We start from the raw sequence: 20475 nt of genomic DNA on the forward strand, positions 1-20475 counted from the left end.
TTACCCGTCGATACGGTCACCCTTTTCCGATGTTGCCTGCGCGTCTGCGATCAAAGAGCTCACCAACGAGGCAATTCCGTCAGCCCCGAGGGCCGGGAGAATTCCCGGAACCAGGCCGGTCAGAGACACCGAGACCAAGGCATCGGCACCCAATGCGGCACCCATCGTCGCTCTCATCAGCGCCAACTTCTCGGCCAGCTGTGTGAAGGTCACCACGGTGTCTGCGTGTGTGAAGGCCACGGCCGTCGGATCTGATGCGGCGGCTGCTGCTGCCAGCTCCGGAAGGTCTGCGGCGGTCTTCGGCTCGGCTGCCTCGATCAACGCGCGTTCGAAGTCCGTCACGATGTCGATGGTCCGCAGAACCACGGTCGGATCAGCGGCAACGGCGTCGACGACAGCCCGCAACCTGGCCGCGAACAGTTCCATCGTCGAGGCGTCGTACAGATCGGTTGCATAGGTGAAGCGCATCCGGATATCGGACAGTGCTCCGCGCTCGTCGAACTCCTCGATACCGGTGAGCTGCAGGTCGAACATCGCCGAATCGAATCCGTCGTCGACAGCCGACAGTTCGAGGCCGGGCAGTGCAAACGTGCCCAGCGCCATGTTCTGGAACGTGAGCATCACCTGGAACAGTGGCGAGTAGGCCTGTGAACGCTCGCGCCCGACCTGCTCGACCAGACGCTCGAAGGGGACATCCGCGTTTCCGAATGCCGCGAGGTCCTTCTCCTTCACCTGCTGCAATAGGTCGACAAACGTGGTTGCCGGTTTCACCTGCGTGCGCAGCACCAGCGTGTTGACGAACATACCGACCAGGTCGTCGAGGACTCGCTCACCGCGGCCCGCCACCGGTGTACCGATCGCGATGTCGTTCGAACCACTGAGCTTGGACAGCAGCACCGAGAACGCGGCGTGCACGACCATGAACACGGTCGAGTTCTGCTCACGCGCGATCTCCGCGATTCGACGCGTGGAGTCGGCGCCGAGTGTGAACAGGAAGTCCGCTCCCTTCATCGACTGCGTCGGTGGACGCGGACGGTCCGTCGGCAGTTCCAGAAGTTCGGGAACGCCGGCGAGTTCCCGGTCCCAGTAGGCGAGCTGAGTCGACAGCTCACTCTCCGGATCGTCTTCGGAACCCAGGACGTCGCGCTGCCATAACGTGTAGTCCGCGTACTGGACTTCCAGCGGCGCCCACTCGGGTGCCGCTCCGCCGGTACGCGCGGTGTACGCGATCATCGTGTCCCGGATCATCGGCGCCATCGAGAATGCGTCGCCGCTGATGTGGTGGACGACCACGATCAGGACGTGCTCGGTGGGTGTGATCTGGAACAGGCGAACGCGCAGCGGAACGGCGGCAGTGACGTCGAAGCCCTGACCGACAACCTTTGCGACCTCCGCCGCAATCGTGTCCTCACCGACGTACAGCACGGACATGTCGACGGCGGCAGCCGAGCGCGACTGAATCGACTGAACCGGGCCGTCACCGAGGTCGGGGTAGAACGTCCGCAGGATCTCGTGTCGGGCGACGAGGTCGGACACAGCCGACTGCAGGGCTGCCGAGTCGAGATCGCCGGACATCCGAATCGCGACCGGGATGTTGTACGCCGCAGACCTGCGATCGATCTGGTTGAGAACCCACATCCGCTGCTGAGCGAGCGACAACGGAATCTGCGACGGTCGTTCCTGTGCCACCAACTGTGCCCGCGAGCCGGAACCGGCATGTTCGAGCACCCGTGACGCCAGCAGTCCGACGGTCGACGCTTCGAAGATGATCCGCACCGGAATCTGGGCGTCGAGCGCTTGACCCAACCTGGCGACGACTTGGGTGGCGATCAGTGAGTTTCCGCCCAGATCGAAGAAGTCGTCGTCCAGCCCGACTCGCGGAACACCGAGGACCTCGGCAAACACCGACGCGACGATCTCCTCGACCGGGTTGCTCGGGGCACGGAACTCCGTTGTCTCGAATTCGGGTTCCGGCAGTGTCTTTCGATCGATCTTGCCGTTGATGTTGAGCGGCAATTCGCTCAGCACCATCAATGCAGACGGCACCATGTAGCTCGGCAACTCGCGGACGAGCTCCGCCTTCACGCTGTCGACGTCGATGCTGACCCCGGCCTGCGGAACAAGGTAGCCGACCAGTCGATCACCCAGTCGCGGATCAGTTTTCGCGACTACAACCGCGGCCTCCACCGACGGCGCAGCCCTGATGACGGCTTCGATCTCACCGAGTTCGATGCGGTAACCGCGGATCTTGACCTGGAAGTCGGCACGATCGACGTACTCGAGTTCACCGCCGTTGCGCCAGACGACAAGGTCGCCGGTGCGGTACAGACGGGTGCCCGGGTCACCGAAGATGTTGGCGACAAAGCGTTCCGACGTCAGGTCGGCGCGGCCGTGATAGCCACGAGCCAACTGGGTTCCAGCAAGATACAGCTCGCCGGTCACTCCAACCGGGACCGGATGGAGTCGCTCGTCGAGCACGTAGACCTGTGTATTCCATTCCGGAGCACCGATCGAGACCGACGAGGTGTCGCTCGCGTCCACGTCGTGTGCGGTGACCGACACCGCGGCCTCGGTCGGACCGTACAGATTGACCAGCGCTGCATCAGACACCTTGCGGAACTCTGCCGCGGTCGCCGCAGGCAAGGCCTCGCCGATGGCAAGGACCCGCTCGAGTGACTGCGGAAGTGCACCGTCCGCCGCGGCCGTCAGCATCGAGAGCATCGACGGCACCGCGTGCAGCGTCGTCACCTTCTCCTGGGCCATCAGTGCCAGCATGTACTCGGCGTCCTTGTGCCCGTCCGGGTCGGCGACGACCAGGCGTGAACCGGATGTCAACGCAGACCAGAACTCCCAGACCGAGAGGTCGAAGGTTGCTGCGGTCTTGAGCAGCATTGCGTCGGTCTGGTCGAGCCCGTACTGATCGCGCTTCCACAGGAGCTGGTTGACGATCGCGGCATGGGACAGCGCCACACCCTTCGGCTTGCCGGTCGATCCCGATGTGAAGATCACGTACGCGGTATTCGCCGAACGAAGCGGTGCGATCCGCTCGTCGCCGCGCACCGGCGCTCCGGAGACGCCCGAGAGATCCAGAGTGTCGATGAGTAGGACGTTGTCGATACCGGCGAGCGACGGTGCGTCGTTCTCGGTGCTGAGCACGCACACCGGCGCGGCCATCTCGAGGACGTACCCGGTGCGATCGGCCGGATGATCCGGATCGACCGGAACGTAACCGCCGCCGGCCTTGGCAACGGCGTACATGCCGATCACCAGGTCGATGGAGCGTCGCATTCCCAATGCCACCAACGATTCCGGGCCGACACCGAGTCCGATCAGATGACGCGCAAGCCTGTTGACCTTGTCGTCGAACTCCGCATACGTCAGTGAATCGAGTCCGTGGACCAACGCAACGGAATCACCGTGCGCAGCCACCTGCTGATCGAACAGATCGACCAGTGTCGCCTCGGTGTCGAGCACCTGCTCCGTTGCATTCCATTCCTGCAGAACCTGATTCGACTCACGCGGATCGAGCACGTCGATGTCGCCGACCACGATCGACGGATCGGCAACCACCGCTGCCAGAACAGTATTGAACCGATCGGCGAAGGACTGGACCGTCGACTCGTCGAAAAGGTCGTGCGCGTAGCTGAATACAGCCGAGATACCGGAGGCAACACCACGCTCGTCGTAGTTGTCACCGACGATCAACTGCAGATCGAACTGAGCGACGCCGTTGTCGATCTCGAGACCCTTGACCGTGAGGCCAGGCAGTTCCAGGCTTGCCTGTTCCATGTTCTGGAAGAGGAAGCCCACCTGGTACAGCGGGTGCCGAGCGGTCGAACGTGCGGGGTTGAGAACTTCGACCAGCCGCTCGAACGGAACGTCGGCATGCGCAAACGCCTGCAGGTCGTTCTCTCGTACGCGGGCAAGCAGTTCCGTGAAGCTGTCACTGCCGTCGACGTGTGTCCGGAATACCAGCGTGTTGACGAACATGCCGATCAGATCGTCGAGCGCACGCTCACCACGACCGGCAATCGGGGTGCCCACTGCGATGTCGTCGGTTCCGGACAAGCGCGCCAACAGAACTGCAAACGCCGCATGCGTGACCATGAACAAGGTGGTTCCGTGCTCACGGGCCAGTGCCGACAAGCCCTGATGCACTGCTGCGTCGATCTCGAACTGAAGGTAGCCGCCACGGTAAGACTGCGCGGCGGGACGCAGACGGTCGGTCGGCAGGTCCAGCTGATCCGGCAACCCTGCCAAAGCCTGGCTCCAGTAGGCGATCTGCTCGGACGACACGGATTCCGGGTCGTCCTCGCTACCGAGCACCTCGCGCTGCCACAGACTGTAATCGGCGTACTGCACATCCAGCGGAGCCCAACCCGGCGCCGTACCCTGAGCCCTGGCCGCGTAGGCCATGACGAGGTCGCGAGCGAACGGGGTGGTCGAGGAACCGTCCGCGGCGATGTGGTGCACCACCACAGCGAGGACGTACTCGTTCTCGGCAACCTGGAACAACCGAATCCGCAGCGGGATCTCGGCCGTCACGTCAAACCTCGTCGACGCCAATTCGACCAGCTTGCCGACAATCTCGGCTTCCGTGACGCTTTCGACGTCGAGTTTCACCGGCGCATGTCCCACCGGTTCGATGACCTGGACGGGTCCCGATTCGGTTTCCGGATACACGGTGCGCAGCGTTTCGTGACGGGCGACGACATCGCCGATCGCCGCACGCATTGCAGCCAGATCGAGTTCGCCGCTCAGTCGTAGAGCAAACGGCATGTTGTAGGCGCCGGCCGAGCCGTCGAACCGGTTGAGGAACCACATACGTTGCTGCGCAAGAGAAAGCGGAATCTCTTCCGGTCGATCCTGAGCCGTCAGCGCAAGGCGGCTTCCTTCACCGACGTGCGATTCGAGACGTGCAGCAAGGTCCTGGACGGTGGACGCTTCGAACAGCAGGCGAACGGGTACAGCCGTGTCGAGTTCTTCGGCGATGCGCATGACAACCCGAGTTGCGATGAGGGAGTTGCCACCCAACTCGAAGAAATCATCATCCAACCCCACCCGATCAACACCCAACACACCCACAAACGCCGACGCCACCACCAACTCCACCGAAGACACCGGAGCCCGAAACACCCGAGCCTCGAACACCGGCTCCGGCAACAACGCCCGATCCAACTTCCCCGACGAATTCAACGGAAACGCATCCAACACCACCACAGCAGCCGGAACCATATAACCCGGAACCCGCTCCCCCACAAACCCCCGCAACACCGACACATCCACAACCGACCCCACAGCCGGCACCACATACCCCACCAACTGATCACCCGTCGCAGACCCACGCACCACCACCGCAGCCGACAACACCGAACCATGCGCCGTGAGCGCCGCCTCGATCTCCCCCAACTCAATCCGCTGACCACGAAACTTCACCTGAAAATCAGTACGACCAATGTACTCGAGTTCACCAGAGGTATTCCAACGAACAAGATCACCACTGCGATACATCCGCTCACCCGAACCGAACGGAGACGCCACAAACCGATCCGCACTCAAATCCGGACGACCCACATACCCCCGAGCCAACTGCACACCCGACAAATACAACTCACCCGCAACACCCACCGGCACCGGACGAAGGCGCGAATCCAACACAAACACCCGGCAATTCCACTCCGGCACACCCACCGACACCACAGACCCCGACCCAGCATCCGTCACATCCGCAAACGTAAACGACACCGCAGCCTCAGTCGGACCATACAAATTATGCAACCGCGCCGACGACACCAACCCGAACTCACGCACCGCCTCCACCGGCAACGCCTCACCAATGACCAACACATCACGCAACGAACCCAACAACCCCGGATCCACCAACGACGAAAACGTCGACAACATCGTCGGCACAAAATCCGTCACCGACACACCCTGCTCGTCAATCACCGACGCCAAATACCCCGGATCCCGATGACCATCAACCGACGCCAACACCAACACCGCACCCACCCGCAACGGCATGAAAAAACCCCACAACGACACATCGAACGTCGTCGCCGTCTTCTGCAAATACACATCATCCGACGTCAAGCAGTACTCGCCCTGCATGAACTCCAACTGATTCACAATCGCGCCATGCGAAACCGCCACACCCTTCGGCCGACCCGTCGACCCCGACGTGAAAATCACATACGCCGTATTCGACGCCCGCAACGGCAACAACCGATCCACATCAGAAACCCGCGCACCCGAAAAACCAGACACATCAACAACATCCACACACACAACCCGACGACCCGACGCCACGAAACCATCACGCTCCGTCGACACCACACACACCGGATCAGCCGAATCCAACACATACTCATTACGCGAAGACGGCGCATCCGGATCCAAAGGCACCCACGCCCCACCCGCACGCACAATCGCATACAACCCCACCAACAAATCCACCGACCGACGAACAGCCAACCCCACCAACGACTCCGGCCCCACACCCACCGAAATCAAATACCGCGCAAACCTGTTAACCCGCTCATCAAACTCCCCATACGAAAGCACCACATCACCACACACCACCGCCCGCGAACCCGAACACACCCCCACCACAGAATCAAAACCATCCAACAACAACCCACCCACAGACTCGTGAGACGTGTCGTTCCAGGTGTCGAGCACCAATGTGCGCTCGGGCGCAGTCATGATCTCGATGTCACCGACTGCGGTAGAAGGTGTTTCACCGATTTCGGTCAGCAGAGTCTCGAGGCGACCCAGGAGTGCCTGCGCGTACGACTCGTCGAAGAAGTCGGGTAGGTAGCGAAGCGTCAGGTGCAGTTGGTCGTCGAGACCGATCAGCAGTGTGAGCGGGTAGTTCGTGGAATCGTCGGAGGCGACATCGTCGATCACCATGCCGTCCAAGAACTCCGCTTGCGCTGCAAGACCGTCACGGTCGACCGGGTAGGACTCGAAGATCACCAGGGTGTCGAAGAGTCCACCGACGCCCGCGGCGCTCTGCACGTCGGTCAGTCCGAGGTAATGGTGATCGAGCAATCCGGCCTGCTCGATCTGAACCCGTGAGAGCAATGCCTCGACGGACTCGGCCAGGTCCAGTTGGACACGAACGGGCAGCGTGTTGATGAACAGGCCCACCATCTTCTCGACGCTGTCGAGTTGTGGCGGACGGCCGGAGACCGTGGCACCGAAGACGATGTCCTGGCGACCGGTCATGCGTCCCAGCAGAATTGCCCAGGCAGCCTGGACGATCGTGTTGGCGGTAACGCCGGTCCTCGATGCCAAGCCGGTCAGTGTCGCGGTCACGGATTCACTGAGCGAGAGCTGCAACTTCTGTGACAGCGCACTGAATTCCTGACCAACGACGTTGGGAGCCAACAGCGTCGGCTCTTCGACGCCGCCCAATGCCTGAGCCCAGGCGTCCATGGACACACTGCGATCCTGCTGAACCAGCCACGCGAGGTAATTCCGGTAACTCAGGGCCCGCGTCTGAGCGGGAATGTTCCCGCGCATGGCGTAGTGGCCGAGAAGCGTCTGGAGCAGCAGCGGCATCGACCAGCCGTCGAGGATGATGTGGTGGTTTGCCACGACAAGACGGTATTCGCTCGCTGCGATCTTGATTAGCGTGAACTTGATCAACGGCGGGTTGGACATGTCGAAGTGCGTCGCCTGGTCCTCGATCAGAACCCGGTCCAACTCGGCGCGTCGTTCCTCGCTGTCGGCGATCGTGGTGAGATCAAGTTCGCGCCACGGCACTTCGATGCCACCGAGAACTACCTGGACCGGCGTACCCGTTCCGTCGACCACAAAGGCGGTGCGCAGGTTCGGGTGACGATCGATGATGGCCTGTGCTGCGGCGTGGAGGCGATCCGCGTCGACGCGGCCGGACAGCGAGAGCACCATCTGCACGGAGTACAAGTCGACGGTCGACTCGGCCATGACGGCGTGGAACAGCAGACCCGACTGCAACGGAGCCAGCGGCCAGACGTCCTGGACCGCGGGGAAGCGCTGCTCGAACCCGTCGAGATCGTGCTGAGTCAGCGTTACCAGCGGCACGTCCGACGGTGTGAGACCGCCTGCGCCGACGGTCTGTGCGTGCTGCGCCAGTGCGGTGAGTGCGCCGACCCACAGGTCTGCCAGAGCCTGCACCTCGGTGGCACTCAGCAATCCGTTCGGGAAGGCAAACGATGCTTCGAGCACCGCGCCGTCGGGGCCGTCGTTGACGATGGCATTGATGTCGACAACCTTGTTAGCCGGCATGTCCGGGTCTTCCGGCGCAGCGACGTCCGAGAAGTCGCGTGCGGGAATCCAACCCAGGCCTTGCGCTGCAGCCGGAATATCTTCCGCCACAATGCGGCCCAGGTAGTTGAAGCTGACCTGTCCGCTGCTCAGCTTCGACAGCTCTGCGCGGGTGTCGTCGTTGACGTACCGCAGCAGTCCGTAGCCGACACCCTTGTCGGGGGCGGCAAGCAACTGTTCCTTGACTGCCTTGATCGCCGCTCCTGCACCGGCTCCGGCGTCAAAGGCGTCGTCGATGTCGATACCGGCAAGGTCGAGCGCGACCGGGAAGGCCGCCGTGAACCAGCCGACGGTGCGCGAGAGATCAGCGCCCGGAACGACACCCTCTTCGCGGCCGTGACCCTCGAGTTGGAGCAGAGCCGCGTCGGTGTCGACACCCCGGTCACGGCGCCAACGCACCAGTGCCAATGCAAGTCCAGCGAGCAAACCGTCGTTGGCTCCGCCGCGGAACACCTCGGGCAGCGTTGTCAGCAGGGTCTCGGTGACGTCTGCAGACAGTTCGACGCGCACACGCTCGACCGTTGCCGCAACATCGACAGACGGATCGAACGCGCGCGAACCGAGGATCGGGTCGGGTGTCGACAGTGTCTTACGCCAGCGTGCCAGTTCTGCCAGGCGGTTCTCCGAACGTGATTCCGCAGCCAACGAGTGCGCCCAGGTACGCATGGATGTACCTGTCGGTTCGAGCACGGGTACACTTCCGCCGCTGCGCTGAGCCCACGCGGAAATCAAGTCCGGCACGATGATTCGCCAGGAGACACCGTCGACGATCAGGTGATGCGCGGCCACGATCAACCGGCCGGTGCGTGCGTCTCCGAAGTCGATCCACACGAACTGAGCCATGACACCGGCGGCCGGATCCAACCGTCCGAGAGCGTCGTCGAGAGCGCCGGACGCGATGGCCGTCAGCTCTGTATCCGCAATCGCGGGATCCACCGATACCCGGCGCACCCACGCATCGACGTCGACGGTTCCGGGCGCGGACACAGCCATGCCCGGACCACGCTGATCGTCGACGAGTCGTGAGCGGAACATGTCGTGGTGATCGATGACGGCGGCCAATGTGTCGACGACACCGCCGCGGTCGATGCCGAGCGGCAATTCCAACGTCAACAACTGGTTGAAACGCTGGTAACTGCCCGGCCGTTCGAACATGAATCGTTTGATCGGGGTGAGCGGCATCCAACCGACGCCGCCGCCGTCGATCTCGGCGAGGACAGTGATCGCGTCGGCATCGGAACCGAAGACGGCGACCTCCGCCAACTCTGCCACCGTCTTGTTCTCGAACACGTCCTTAGGCGTGAAGAGAACGCCACGAGCCTTGGCCCGGGACACCAACTGGATCGACATGATCGAGTCGCCGCCCTGAGCGAAGAACGAATCGTCGGTGCCGATCTGGTCGAGGCCGAGTACGTCGGCAAAGACCTCGCTGAGGATGCGTTCCAGCTCCGTGGTGGGAGCGCGGAACTCCTTGACCTCGAACACCGGCTCCGGCAGAGCTTTTCGGTCCAGCTTGCCGGCCGGGGTCAGCGGCATGTCGGTCAGAACCATGATCGATGCAGGAACCATGTGCGCCGGCAGGGTGCGCGAGACGAACTCACTCAAATCCGCCGAACTGACGGCAGATTCCTTGCCGACAAACACATACGAAACCAGTGCGGGGGCACCGGACGCCAGAGTAGTACCCATCGTTGCCGCGAACTCGACGTCCGAATGCGCCGTCAGGGCCGCGTCGATCTCACCGAGTTCGATGCGGAAACCGCGGATCTTCACCTGGAAGTCGTTGCGGCCCAAGTACTCGACCGCATATTGGTCAGTCCAACGCACAACGTCACCCGTGCGGTACATCCGCTCGCCGGGCAGGCCGTGCGGGTTGGCAACAAAGCGATCCGCGCTTAGTCCAGGCCGACGATGATAGCCGCGGGTGACCTGCGGACCCGACAGGTACAGCTCACCGGCAACGCCCACCGGAACAGGTTGCAGACGCGTGTCGAGAACAAACGCGGCCATGTCGCCGATGGTTCCACCGATGGTCATCCGGTCGCCCGGCATGAGCGGCACACTGACGTTGGTGACGATGGTGGTCTCGGTGGGGCCGTAGACATTGAGGAATGTGCGTCGACGGTTCGGCTGATCCGCCCACTTGGCCATCAACTCCGGCGAGTACGCCTCGCCGCCGACACCAACCACCTCGAGGTCACTCAGACCCGATGGATCCATGGAAGCCAACGCTGCGGGTGTGATGAAGGCGTGCGTGACGCGTTCGGACTTGAACAGCGCGGTCAGCTCGTCGCCGCCGAAGATCGATGTCGGGACGATCACCATGGCAGCACCTGTCGCGACAGCCAGGAACAACTCCAACATCGAGGCGTCGAAGCTCGGCGACGCAAAATGCAGCGTGCGAGAGTTCGGCGTCACGAGGTAGTGCTGTGCCTGCGTTGCACTGAAGCTCGCGAGGCCTGCACCGGTAGCGACAACACCCTTGGGCAAGCCCGTTGTGCCCGACGTGTAGATCACCCAGGCCGGGTGCGCCGGAAGGACGCGGCGCACCCGTTCGTCTTCACGAATCGGTGAACTGTCCTGTGCTGCCATCAGTTCCGCACAGCCAGCACTGTCGACGGCCAGCCACTCGACGGTGGTGGTGAGTCCGTCGAGTTCGGCTTCGAGGGTCAGACCGACCGAAACGCCGGAGTCGGAGACCATGTGCGCGATGCGGTCGGCCGGGTAGTGCGGATCGATGGGGACAACCGCCGCGCCCGTCTTGGAGACCGCCCACACCAGCAGGACCGATTCGATGGAACGCGGAATCGACACCGCGACCAGATCTTCGGCGCCCAGGCCGCGAGCTATCAGGACTCGTGCAAGGCGGGACGACCACTCGTCGACCTCGGCGTAGGTCATCGACCGGTCCTGGTAGCGGAGTGCCTCGTTGGACGGGTACCGCTGCGCGGTCTCGGCCAGGATGTCGGCCAACGGCTTCGGTTCGATGCCCGAAGTTGCGCGGCGACTGGTCAGTTCGAGACGCTCAGGCACATCGAGGATGTTGATGTCGCCGACGGGCTGTGCAGCGTCCGCGACAACGGCGTCGAGAATACGAGTCAACCGCTCGGCAAAGGAGACAACTGTCCCCTCGTCGAAGAGATCCGTTGCATACGTGAAGGTCGCGGTCATGCCGTGTCCGTCGGGAGCTTCCACCACGGTCAGCTGAAGGTCGAACTTGGCTACAGTTTCCGCGATATCGAACTCGGCGATCTCGAGTCCCGGCAAAGTCAGGTGATTCTGTCCCAGGTTCTGGAATGCCAAGGCTACCTGGAACAACGGGTTGTGAGCCTGCGAGCGAACAGGATCGAGTACCTCGACCAGTCGCTCGAACGGGACGTCACCGTGCGCGAACGCCGCGAGATCGCTCTCCCGCGCGGACGCCAGCAGATCCAGGAAAGGCATCCCCGGATCCACCTCGGTACGCAGCACGAGCGTATTGACGAACATGCCGATCAGATCGTCGAGTTCGGCTTCACCGCGACCGGCCACCGGGGTACCGACTGCGATGTCGGTGGTGCCGGACAACCGCGCAAGTAGTGTTGCCAACGCCGAGTGCATCACCATGAACAGTGACGCGTGGTGCTCGCGTCCCACAGCGGCCAGACCGCGGTGAACATCCGCCGAAATCGGGAAGCTGTAGGTCGCGCCGCGGCCGGTGAACACGGCCGGACGCGCCCGATCGCTCGGCAAGGTGATCTGGTCCGGAACTCCGTCGAGAGCCTTCGCCCAGTAGTCGATCTGCTCTGCGAGTACGGATTCCGCGTCGCTCTCGGAGCCGAGAACCTCGCGCTGCCACAGCGCGTAGTCGGCGTACTGCACCGGCAACGGCTCCCATACCGGGGTCTGACCCTGTGAGCGCGCGTAGTACGCCGCCATCACGTCGCGGATCAACGGGCCCATCGAGAAACCGTCGGTCGAGATGTGATGAATCACGATCGCGAGGACAAACGTGTCCTCGGCGAGTTGGAAAAGCTTGGCCCGCAACGGAACCTCAGCAGTGACATCAAAACCGGACGAGACGAAGTCCGTCACGGCCGCCACGACGTCGGACGATTCGAGTTGCACAGGAGCAAGGTCCACCGGAACCGCTGCCGCCGGCAGGATCCGCTGGTAACCGGTTCCGTCGACCTCCGGGTACACCGTGCGCAGAACCTCGTGACGCTTCAGCACGTCCCGGACGGCGTCGTACAACGCCGCCTGATCCAGCTCTCCGGTGAGTGTGATCGCCATCGGAATGTTGTTGGACGCCGACTCACGGTCCAGCTGGTTGAGGAACCACATGCGCTGCTGCGCAAACGACAACGGCACCTGAGCCGGACGCACCTGAGCAGTCAACGCGGCGCGTGAACCGCCACCAACATGAGAGGCGAGGCGGGCAGCAAGGCCCTCGACGGTCGAAGCCTCGAACAACTCCCGCACACTCACCGAAGCGTCCAGAGCCTGACTCAACCGAGACGTCACCTGCGTCGCGATCAGCGAGTTACCACCGAGCGCAAAGAAATCATCATCCAACCCCACACGCGGGACGCCCAGAACATCCGCAAACGTCTGCGCCACAACCTCTTCCACCACCGACGTCGGAGCCCGGAACACCCGAACCTCGAACGACGGCGCCGGCAACGCCCGACGATCCAACTTCCCGTTCACCGTCAACGGAATCGCATCCAGCACCACAAACGCCGACGGCACCATGTACTCCGGCAACAACGAACCGACACCGGTGCGGACATCGTCGACCGACACGCTCACACCCGCAGCCGGAACCACATACGCCACCAACCGCTGATCACCCGGCGAATCCTCACGAACAACCACCGCCGTCTGCGCCACCGACACATCCGCCAACACCGCAGCCTCGATCTCACCGATCTCGATCCGGAAACCACGAATCTTCACCTGATCATCCGCGCGACCCAGATACTCCAAATCACCAGCGCTGTTCCACGAAGCGACGTCACCCGTGCGGTACAACACCTCGCCGGCATTGAACGGATTCGCCACAAACCGCGTCGACGTCAACCCCGCCTGACCCAGATAACCGCGAGCCAACTGAACACCAGAGACATACATCTCACCCGCGACACCAACAGGCACCGGAGCCAAACGCGTATCGAGCACGAACACCTGCAGACCCGAAATAGCCTGACCCACAACACTCGCCGACGCATCCGCCGCCATCGCAGCATCCAACACACGATGGCTCACATGCACCGTCGTCTCCGTGATGCCGTACATGTTCACCAACGTCGGCGCACTGTCACCACGACGGCCGTACCAGTCCGACAAGCGACGCAACTCGAGCGCCTCGCCGCCGAAAACAACCCACCGCAACGACAACTCGGGTGCCCCGCCGGATTCCGACGCCAGCCGGTCAGCCTCGGCCAACTGATAGAACGCCGACGGCGTCTGATTGAGCACCGTCACCCGCTCAGCAGCAAGCAATTCCAGGAACTGCTCCGGCGAACGCGACGTCACATAATCCACAACCACCAACGTGCCGCCGTACAACAGCGGACCCCACAACTCCCACACCGAGAAGTCGAACGCATAACTGTGGAACATCGTCCACACATCGGATTCGTCGAACCCGTACACACTCTCTGTGTTCGCAAACAACTTCGCCACCGTCGTGTGCGGAACCTGCACACCCTTCGGGCGACCCGTCGAACCCGACGTGTAAATCACATACGCAACATTCGACGACCGCAACGGCGCAACACGATCCGCATCCGCCAACGCCGAACCATCGAACTCCGACAAATCCACCGTGTCGACATCTACCACCGGCAAACCAGCAGGCAACACCAACTCACGCCCGGACCACGAAATCGCAGCCACCGGAGCAGCATCGGCCAACATGAACTCGACACGATCGGCCGGATACGACGGATCCACCGGCAAATACCCCGCACCGGACTTCACCACAGCCAACAACGCCACCACAAGATCCGCCGACCGCGGCAACGCCACCGCCACCAACGTCTCCGGACCACAACCCAAAGCAATCAACCTACGCGCCAAACGATTCGCCCGAACCGACAACTCCGCATACGTCAACGACTCGTCACCGAACCGCACCGCGGTCCGATCACCGAACCGCTCAACAGCATCATCGAACCACGCCGACAACGTCGACTCCACACCGCTGTCGACACCCGTGTCACTCCAGGCCAGAACACGATCCAGCTCACCGGCGGTCAGGACATCCACGTCACCCACGGCAGCAGCCGGATTCGCGACAACACCACGCAGCACGGACACGAACCGACCAGCGAACTCTGCCGCTGTCGACGCGTCGAACAGATCCGTCGCGTAGGTCAGGATGCCGGACATACCGGCATCAGCGGCCTCTTCAAGAGTGAACTGCAGGTCGAACTTGGCCAGTGCAGCGTCGAACTCCACCGCAGCGGCGGTAAGTCCGGGCAGCTCCAGAGCGCTCTGCCCCAGGTTCTGGAACGTCAGAGCTACCTGGAACAACGGATGGTGCGCCTGTGAGCGCACCGGATCGAGTGCTTCCACGATCCGCTCGAACGGAACATCTGCATTCGCAAACGCCTGCAGATCCACCTCACGCACGGAAGCCAAGAGATCCGTGAACGACATCGCCGGATCAACCTCGGTGCGCAGCACCAAAGTGTTGACGAACATGCCGATCAAATCGTCGAGTTCGGCGCCGCCGCGACCGGCGACAGGAGCGCCGACGGCAATGTCGGTTGTCGCGGACAACCGCGCCAACAGCACAGCCAGGGCAGAGTGGACAACCATGAACGGGGTTGCGCCCGCCGCCTGACCTGTTGCTTCCACGTCGGCCCACAGCTGCGGGTCGATCGTGAAGGTGTGGTTTGCTCCTCGGCCCGTTGCGATCTCGGGCCGCGTGCGATCACTCGGCAGGTCCAACAACTCGGGCAGGTCAGCCAAAGCGCTCGACCAGTATCCGATCTGCTGCGCGATGACGGATGTGGAATCGTCCTCCGAGCCGAGAACCTCACGCTGCCACAGCGCGTAGTCGGCGTACTGCACCGGCAACGGCTCCCACGTCGGTGCTTGGTCCTGTGAACGCGCGTAGTACGCGGTCATCACGTCGCGGGTCAACGGGCCCATCGAGAAGCCGTCGGTGGCGATGTGGTGCACCACGAAGGACAAAACAAATTCACGGTCTTCAACGTGGAAGAGCTTGGCCCGCAACGGAACCTCGGCAGTGACGTCGAATCCCTCGGCAAAGAAAGCATAGAGCTCTGCCTGAAGGTCGCTCTCGGCAGTGCGCACCGTATCGAATTCGATCGAGGCATCCTCCGGCGAGAGGATCTGCTGGTAACCAACGCCGTCAATTTCCGGATATAGAGTGCGCAGAACCTCATGTCGCGCAATGACATCGGTAATCGCCGCACGAAGCGCATCCACTTTCAGATCACCGGTGAGACGAACTGCAACAGGAATGTTGTTGACGGCCGACGCTGTGTCGAAGCGGTTGAGGAACCACATGCGCTGCTGCGCCAGCGACAACGGCACCTGCGCCGGACGCACCTGCGCTGTCAATGCTCGCGCGCCATCGCCACCGACGTGTGCTTCGATGCGCGCAGCGAGTTCTTCCACAGTCGACGCGTCGAACAGCACCCGGACGGGAATCTTGGTTTCGAGCGCTTGCCCCAGACGAGACATTACCCGGGTCGCGATCAGCGAGTTGCCACCGAGCGCGAAGAAATCGTCGTCCAATCCGATCTGTTCGATACCCAGGACATCGGAGAACACCTGCGCCACAGACTGTTCCACGTCGCCGGTCGGCGCCCGAAACGCTGCGGCCTCGAACGCAGGTGTCGGCAATGCGCGCCGATCCACCTTGCCGTTGGCGTTGAGCGGAAGGGCGGCCAACACCATGAAGACTGCCGGAACCATGTAACCCGGCAACGCTTCGGTGAGGCGATGGCGTAGCTCCGTCTCATCGACGACGGCTCCGCCTGTCGGCTCCACGTACGCAACGAGTGTGTCCTCGACGACCGCGACAGCAGCTAGGGATACAACGTCTTGTGCCGCCAGCAGCGTCTCGATCTCACCGAGTTCGATTCTCTGACCACGCAACTTCACCTGGAAGTCGGAACGTCCGACAAATTCGAGTGAACCGGAGCGCGTCCGGCGGACGAGATCGCCGGTTCGGTACAAGCGCTCGCCGGTTCCCGAGAACGGGTGTGCGACAAAGCGTTCTGCTGTACGTACGACGTCCCCGAAGTATCCCCGGGCCAACTGGGTACCGGATACGTACAACTCGCCGGTGACACCGAGTGGCACCTGGAGCATTCTGGAGTCGAGTACCCACAATCCGGTGTTCCACGCCGGGGTCCCGAGGGGCACAACATTGCCGTCGAGATCCGAACTGCGATGACTGGTGACCTGGACCGTCGTTTCGGTCGGTCCGTACAGATTGTGAACATCACTGCCGGTCAGCGCGCGGAAGCGGGCCGCGAGAGCACTGTTCAACTGCTCCCCGCCCGCGAATGTCGCACGCAACGAAGTAGGCGCCGTGGTCTCGAACTCGTCGGCCATCGCTGCAAGCACCGATGGCACGAACTGCGCAACCGTCACCGATTCGGCCACGATGATGCTGCTCAGATATGCGGGATCACGGTGACCGCCGGCCTCCGCGACCACCATTCGAGCACCGATCATCAAGGACCAGAACAGCTCCCAGACCGAGGCGTCGAAAGTTGCGGGTGTCTTGTACAGCACCACATCCGACGAAACAAGGCCGTAGGTAGCCTGCATCCACGACAGCTGGCTGACGATGGCCGTGTGCGTAACACCGACACCCTTCGGGCGTCCTGTCGATCCGGACGTAAACAGCACGTACGCCAGGTGTTCCGGGCACAGCGGAACGCTCCGCTCGTCGTCGCGTATCCGCGACGACGAGTAAGCCTGCAGGTCAAGGGTGTCGATACCGAGTACCGGCCACCCTGCGGGGACGTCACCACGTTCGGAATCGGTGGTCAGCACGCAGACCGGCGCCGCGGAGGCCACGATGTACTGATTGCGCTCGGCGGGCTGTTCGGGATCAACGGGAACGTAGGCCCCGCCTGCGCGGAGCACGGCGTACACGCCGATCACCTGGTGGATCGAGCGGCGCATCACGAGCGCGACTCGCGATTCGGGGCCGACGCCGAGGTCAATCAGTTGACGCGCCAATCGGTTGACGTGTGCATCGAATTCGGCGTAGGTGAGAGTGACATCGCCACTGACTACTGCGACGTCAGTCGATGTACTCGCCAGTCCTCGGTCGAGTACATCGACCAAGGTCTTGTTGTCCGACGGCACTGTCGACCCGGCCGAGACGCGTGACAGCACGCTACGTTCCGAGCTGGCGACAATGTCGATATCGCTCGGCGCTACGCTCGGGTCGGCAACGAGTGCCTGTGCCAAAGCAATGAACTGTGTCGCCGTCGCGGCAATCGTGGCTTCGTCGAACAGGTCCGTCGCATAGACCATCTGAACGTGCAGCCCGGCATCGGTATTCGTCGCGCCGACCGGTTCGGTGACCGTAATCGACAGGTCGAATTTTGCGCTCTCCGAGTCAGGTTCGAAGGTCGTGACCTCGAGACCACCCAACGTGAAGTCGACACGATCCAGGTTCTGGAATGCCAACATCACCTGGAACAACGGATTACGTGCCCTCGACCGCTCGGGATCGAGTACCTCGACCAACCGCTCGAAGGGCACATCCGCATGCGCAAATGCTGCCAGATCGGCGCCGCGCACCTGAGCCAGGAAGTCCGCGAAGGGAACGCCGGAACCGACCTCGGTGCGAAGCACGAGGGTGTTGACGAACATACCCACAACATCGTCGAGCGCGGCGTCTCCACGACCGGCAACGGGAGTGCCGATCGTGACGTCGTCTGTAGCGGCCAATCGAGCGAACAACGACGCGAATACCGCGTGCACGACCATGAACAACGATGCGCCGTTGGCGCGCCCCAGCTCGGCCATTCCGCGATGAGTCGCCGCGTCGATATCGAAGGTGTACGCCTGTCCTCGGCCCGAAGCCTGCGCCGGGCGGGGGCGATCCGTGGGCAGTTCGAGCTGTACCGGAGCATCGGCGAGCGTTGTGGTCCAGAATTCGATCTGACGCGACATCGTCGACTGCGGGTCGTCTTCGGAACCGAGTACCTCGCGCTGCCAGAGCGTGTAGTCCGCGTACTGCACCGGTAGCGGTGCCCACGACGGAGCGCCGCCGCGAGTCCGGGCCTCGTAAGCGACCATGACGTCGCGGGTAAGAGGTCCCATGGAGAAACCGTCAGTAGAGATGTGGTGAACGACGAACAGAAGTACGTAATCAGCCTCGTCGACGCGATACAGCGTTGCCCGCAACGGAATGTCCGCTGTGACATCGAAACCTGCCATCGCAGACTTCGCCACGGCGGCGGGCAATTCGGCTGCCGTCAACGGCCGGGGTGCCAAGTCGAGTGCAACATCGGCAGTCGGCAGAATCTGTTGATATCCGACACCGTCGATATCGGGGTAGACAGTCCGCAATACCTCATGCCGATCGATCACATCGAGCACAGCGGCGCCCAGCGCTGCCGCGTCCAGATCGCCCGCGATACGGATCGCGACGGGAATGTTGTTGACCGCGGATTCCGGTTCGAGGCGGTTCAGGAACCACATGCGTTGCTGCGCAAGCGACAACGGGATCCGATTCGGACGTGTCTGCGGAACCAGCGGCGCTACCGCGCCGGAGCCGGCATGGACTTCCAGTCGAGCAGCCAGAGCGTCCACGGTCGATGCCTCGAACAGCGCCCGTACCGGGACTGTTGTGTCGAGTGCCTCGCCGAGCCTTGCGGCAACCCGAGTCGCAACCAGAGAGTTTCCGCCGAGATCGAAGAAGTCGTCGCCGCGGCCGACCGGTGAAACACCCAACACCTCGGAAAATACCTGCGCCACGATCGATTCAGCTGCAGTGACCGGAGCGACGTATGCCTTGGCCACAAACGTCGGCGCCGGGAGCGCCTTGGTATCGGTCTTGCCTGCCGTGGTCAACGGAATGGAATCGAGCACGAGGACGGCGTCGGGCACCATGTAGCCGGTGAGGAACTTCGACACGGAATCGATCACCGCAGCAGGTTCGACGGTGGCCCCGGCGCTGGGCACCACGTAGCCGACCAGTCGATCACCGAATTCTTCGTCCGTGTGGACCAGGGCAACTGCCTGTGCGACGCCCTCACAACGGGACAGCGCTGCTTCGATCTCACCGAGTTCGATACGGAATCCACGAATCTTCACCTGGAAGTCACTGCGGCCCACGTACTCCACCGCGCGGCCGTCGATCCAGCGGACAACGTCACCCGTGCGATACAGACGATCACCGGCGTCGCCGAACGGGTCGGCAACAAATCGACTTGCCGTCAGTGCGGGCTGGCCCAGGTATCCCCTGGCGACCTGGATGCCGGAGACGTAGAGCTCTCCTGCAACACCGACCGGGACCGGCTGCATCCGGTCGTCGAGGATACGTGCAGACATTCCGCGAACTGGCCCACCGATGTTCATCCGGTCGAATGCCGTCAGCGTGTCGCTGATATTACTCGCGACAGTGGATTCGGTGGGACCGTAGGCATTGAAGAAGCCACGTACGGAGCCGTCCGGTAGCGGTACCGCCCACTTGGCGACCAGTGCCCGCGGGCTTGCTTCACCACCGACGACAACAACTCGTAGGGCGTCGAGGCCCGCCGGGTCCACCGACGCCAAGGCTGCGGGCGTGATGAATGCGTGCGTCACCGCCTCGGACTTCAGGATCTCGGCCAATTCGGCGCCGCCGTAGACGGTGGTCGGCGCGATCACCATGGTCGATGCGGCGCCAAATGCCAAGAGCAACTCCAACACCGATGCGTCGAAGCTCGGGGACGCGAAGTGCAGGGTTCGGGCGCCTGCGGTCAACTCGTAGTGTTCGACCTGTACAGCACAGAAATTCGCCACTCCGGCGTTGTCGACGACTACGCCCTTGGGCAACCCGGTGGTACCGGAGGTGTAGATGACGTATGCGGCATTGCCCGCCCGGATGACGTCCCGCAGCTCCTCGGCGCGAATAGGTGCGCCGGACTCCTCGGCCAAGGCCGCGTCCTCGAGCGTGATCCAGTTCGA

At 62.7% G+C, this 20475-nt stretch carries 1 protein-coding gene (only partly in view); it reads right to left on the reverse strand.

Going from position 1 to position 20475, the window contains the following annotated elements; all coding sequences use genetic code 11:
• Nucleotides 1-20475, reverse strand: partial view of a non-ribosomal peptide synthase/polyketide synthase gene (locus FFI94_RS21215; RefSeq protein WP_138869546.1) — the 3' portion only. Its footprint extends 8127 nt past the window's final position; 20475 of the gene's 28602 nt are visible here — the last part of the coding sequence; its start codon lies beyond the right edge, outside the window — the gene reads right to left on this strand; its stop codon occupies nt 1-3.

This window comes from Rhodococcus sp. KBS0724 (assembly GCF_005938745.2).
In the GTDB taxonomy this organism is placed as follows: domain Bacteria; phylum Actinomycetota; class Actinomycetes; order Mycobacteriales; family Mycobacteriaceae; genus Rhodococcus_F.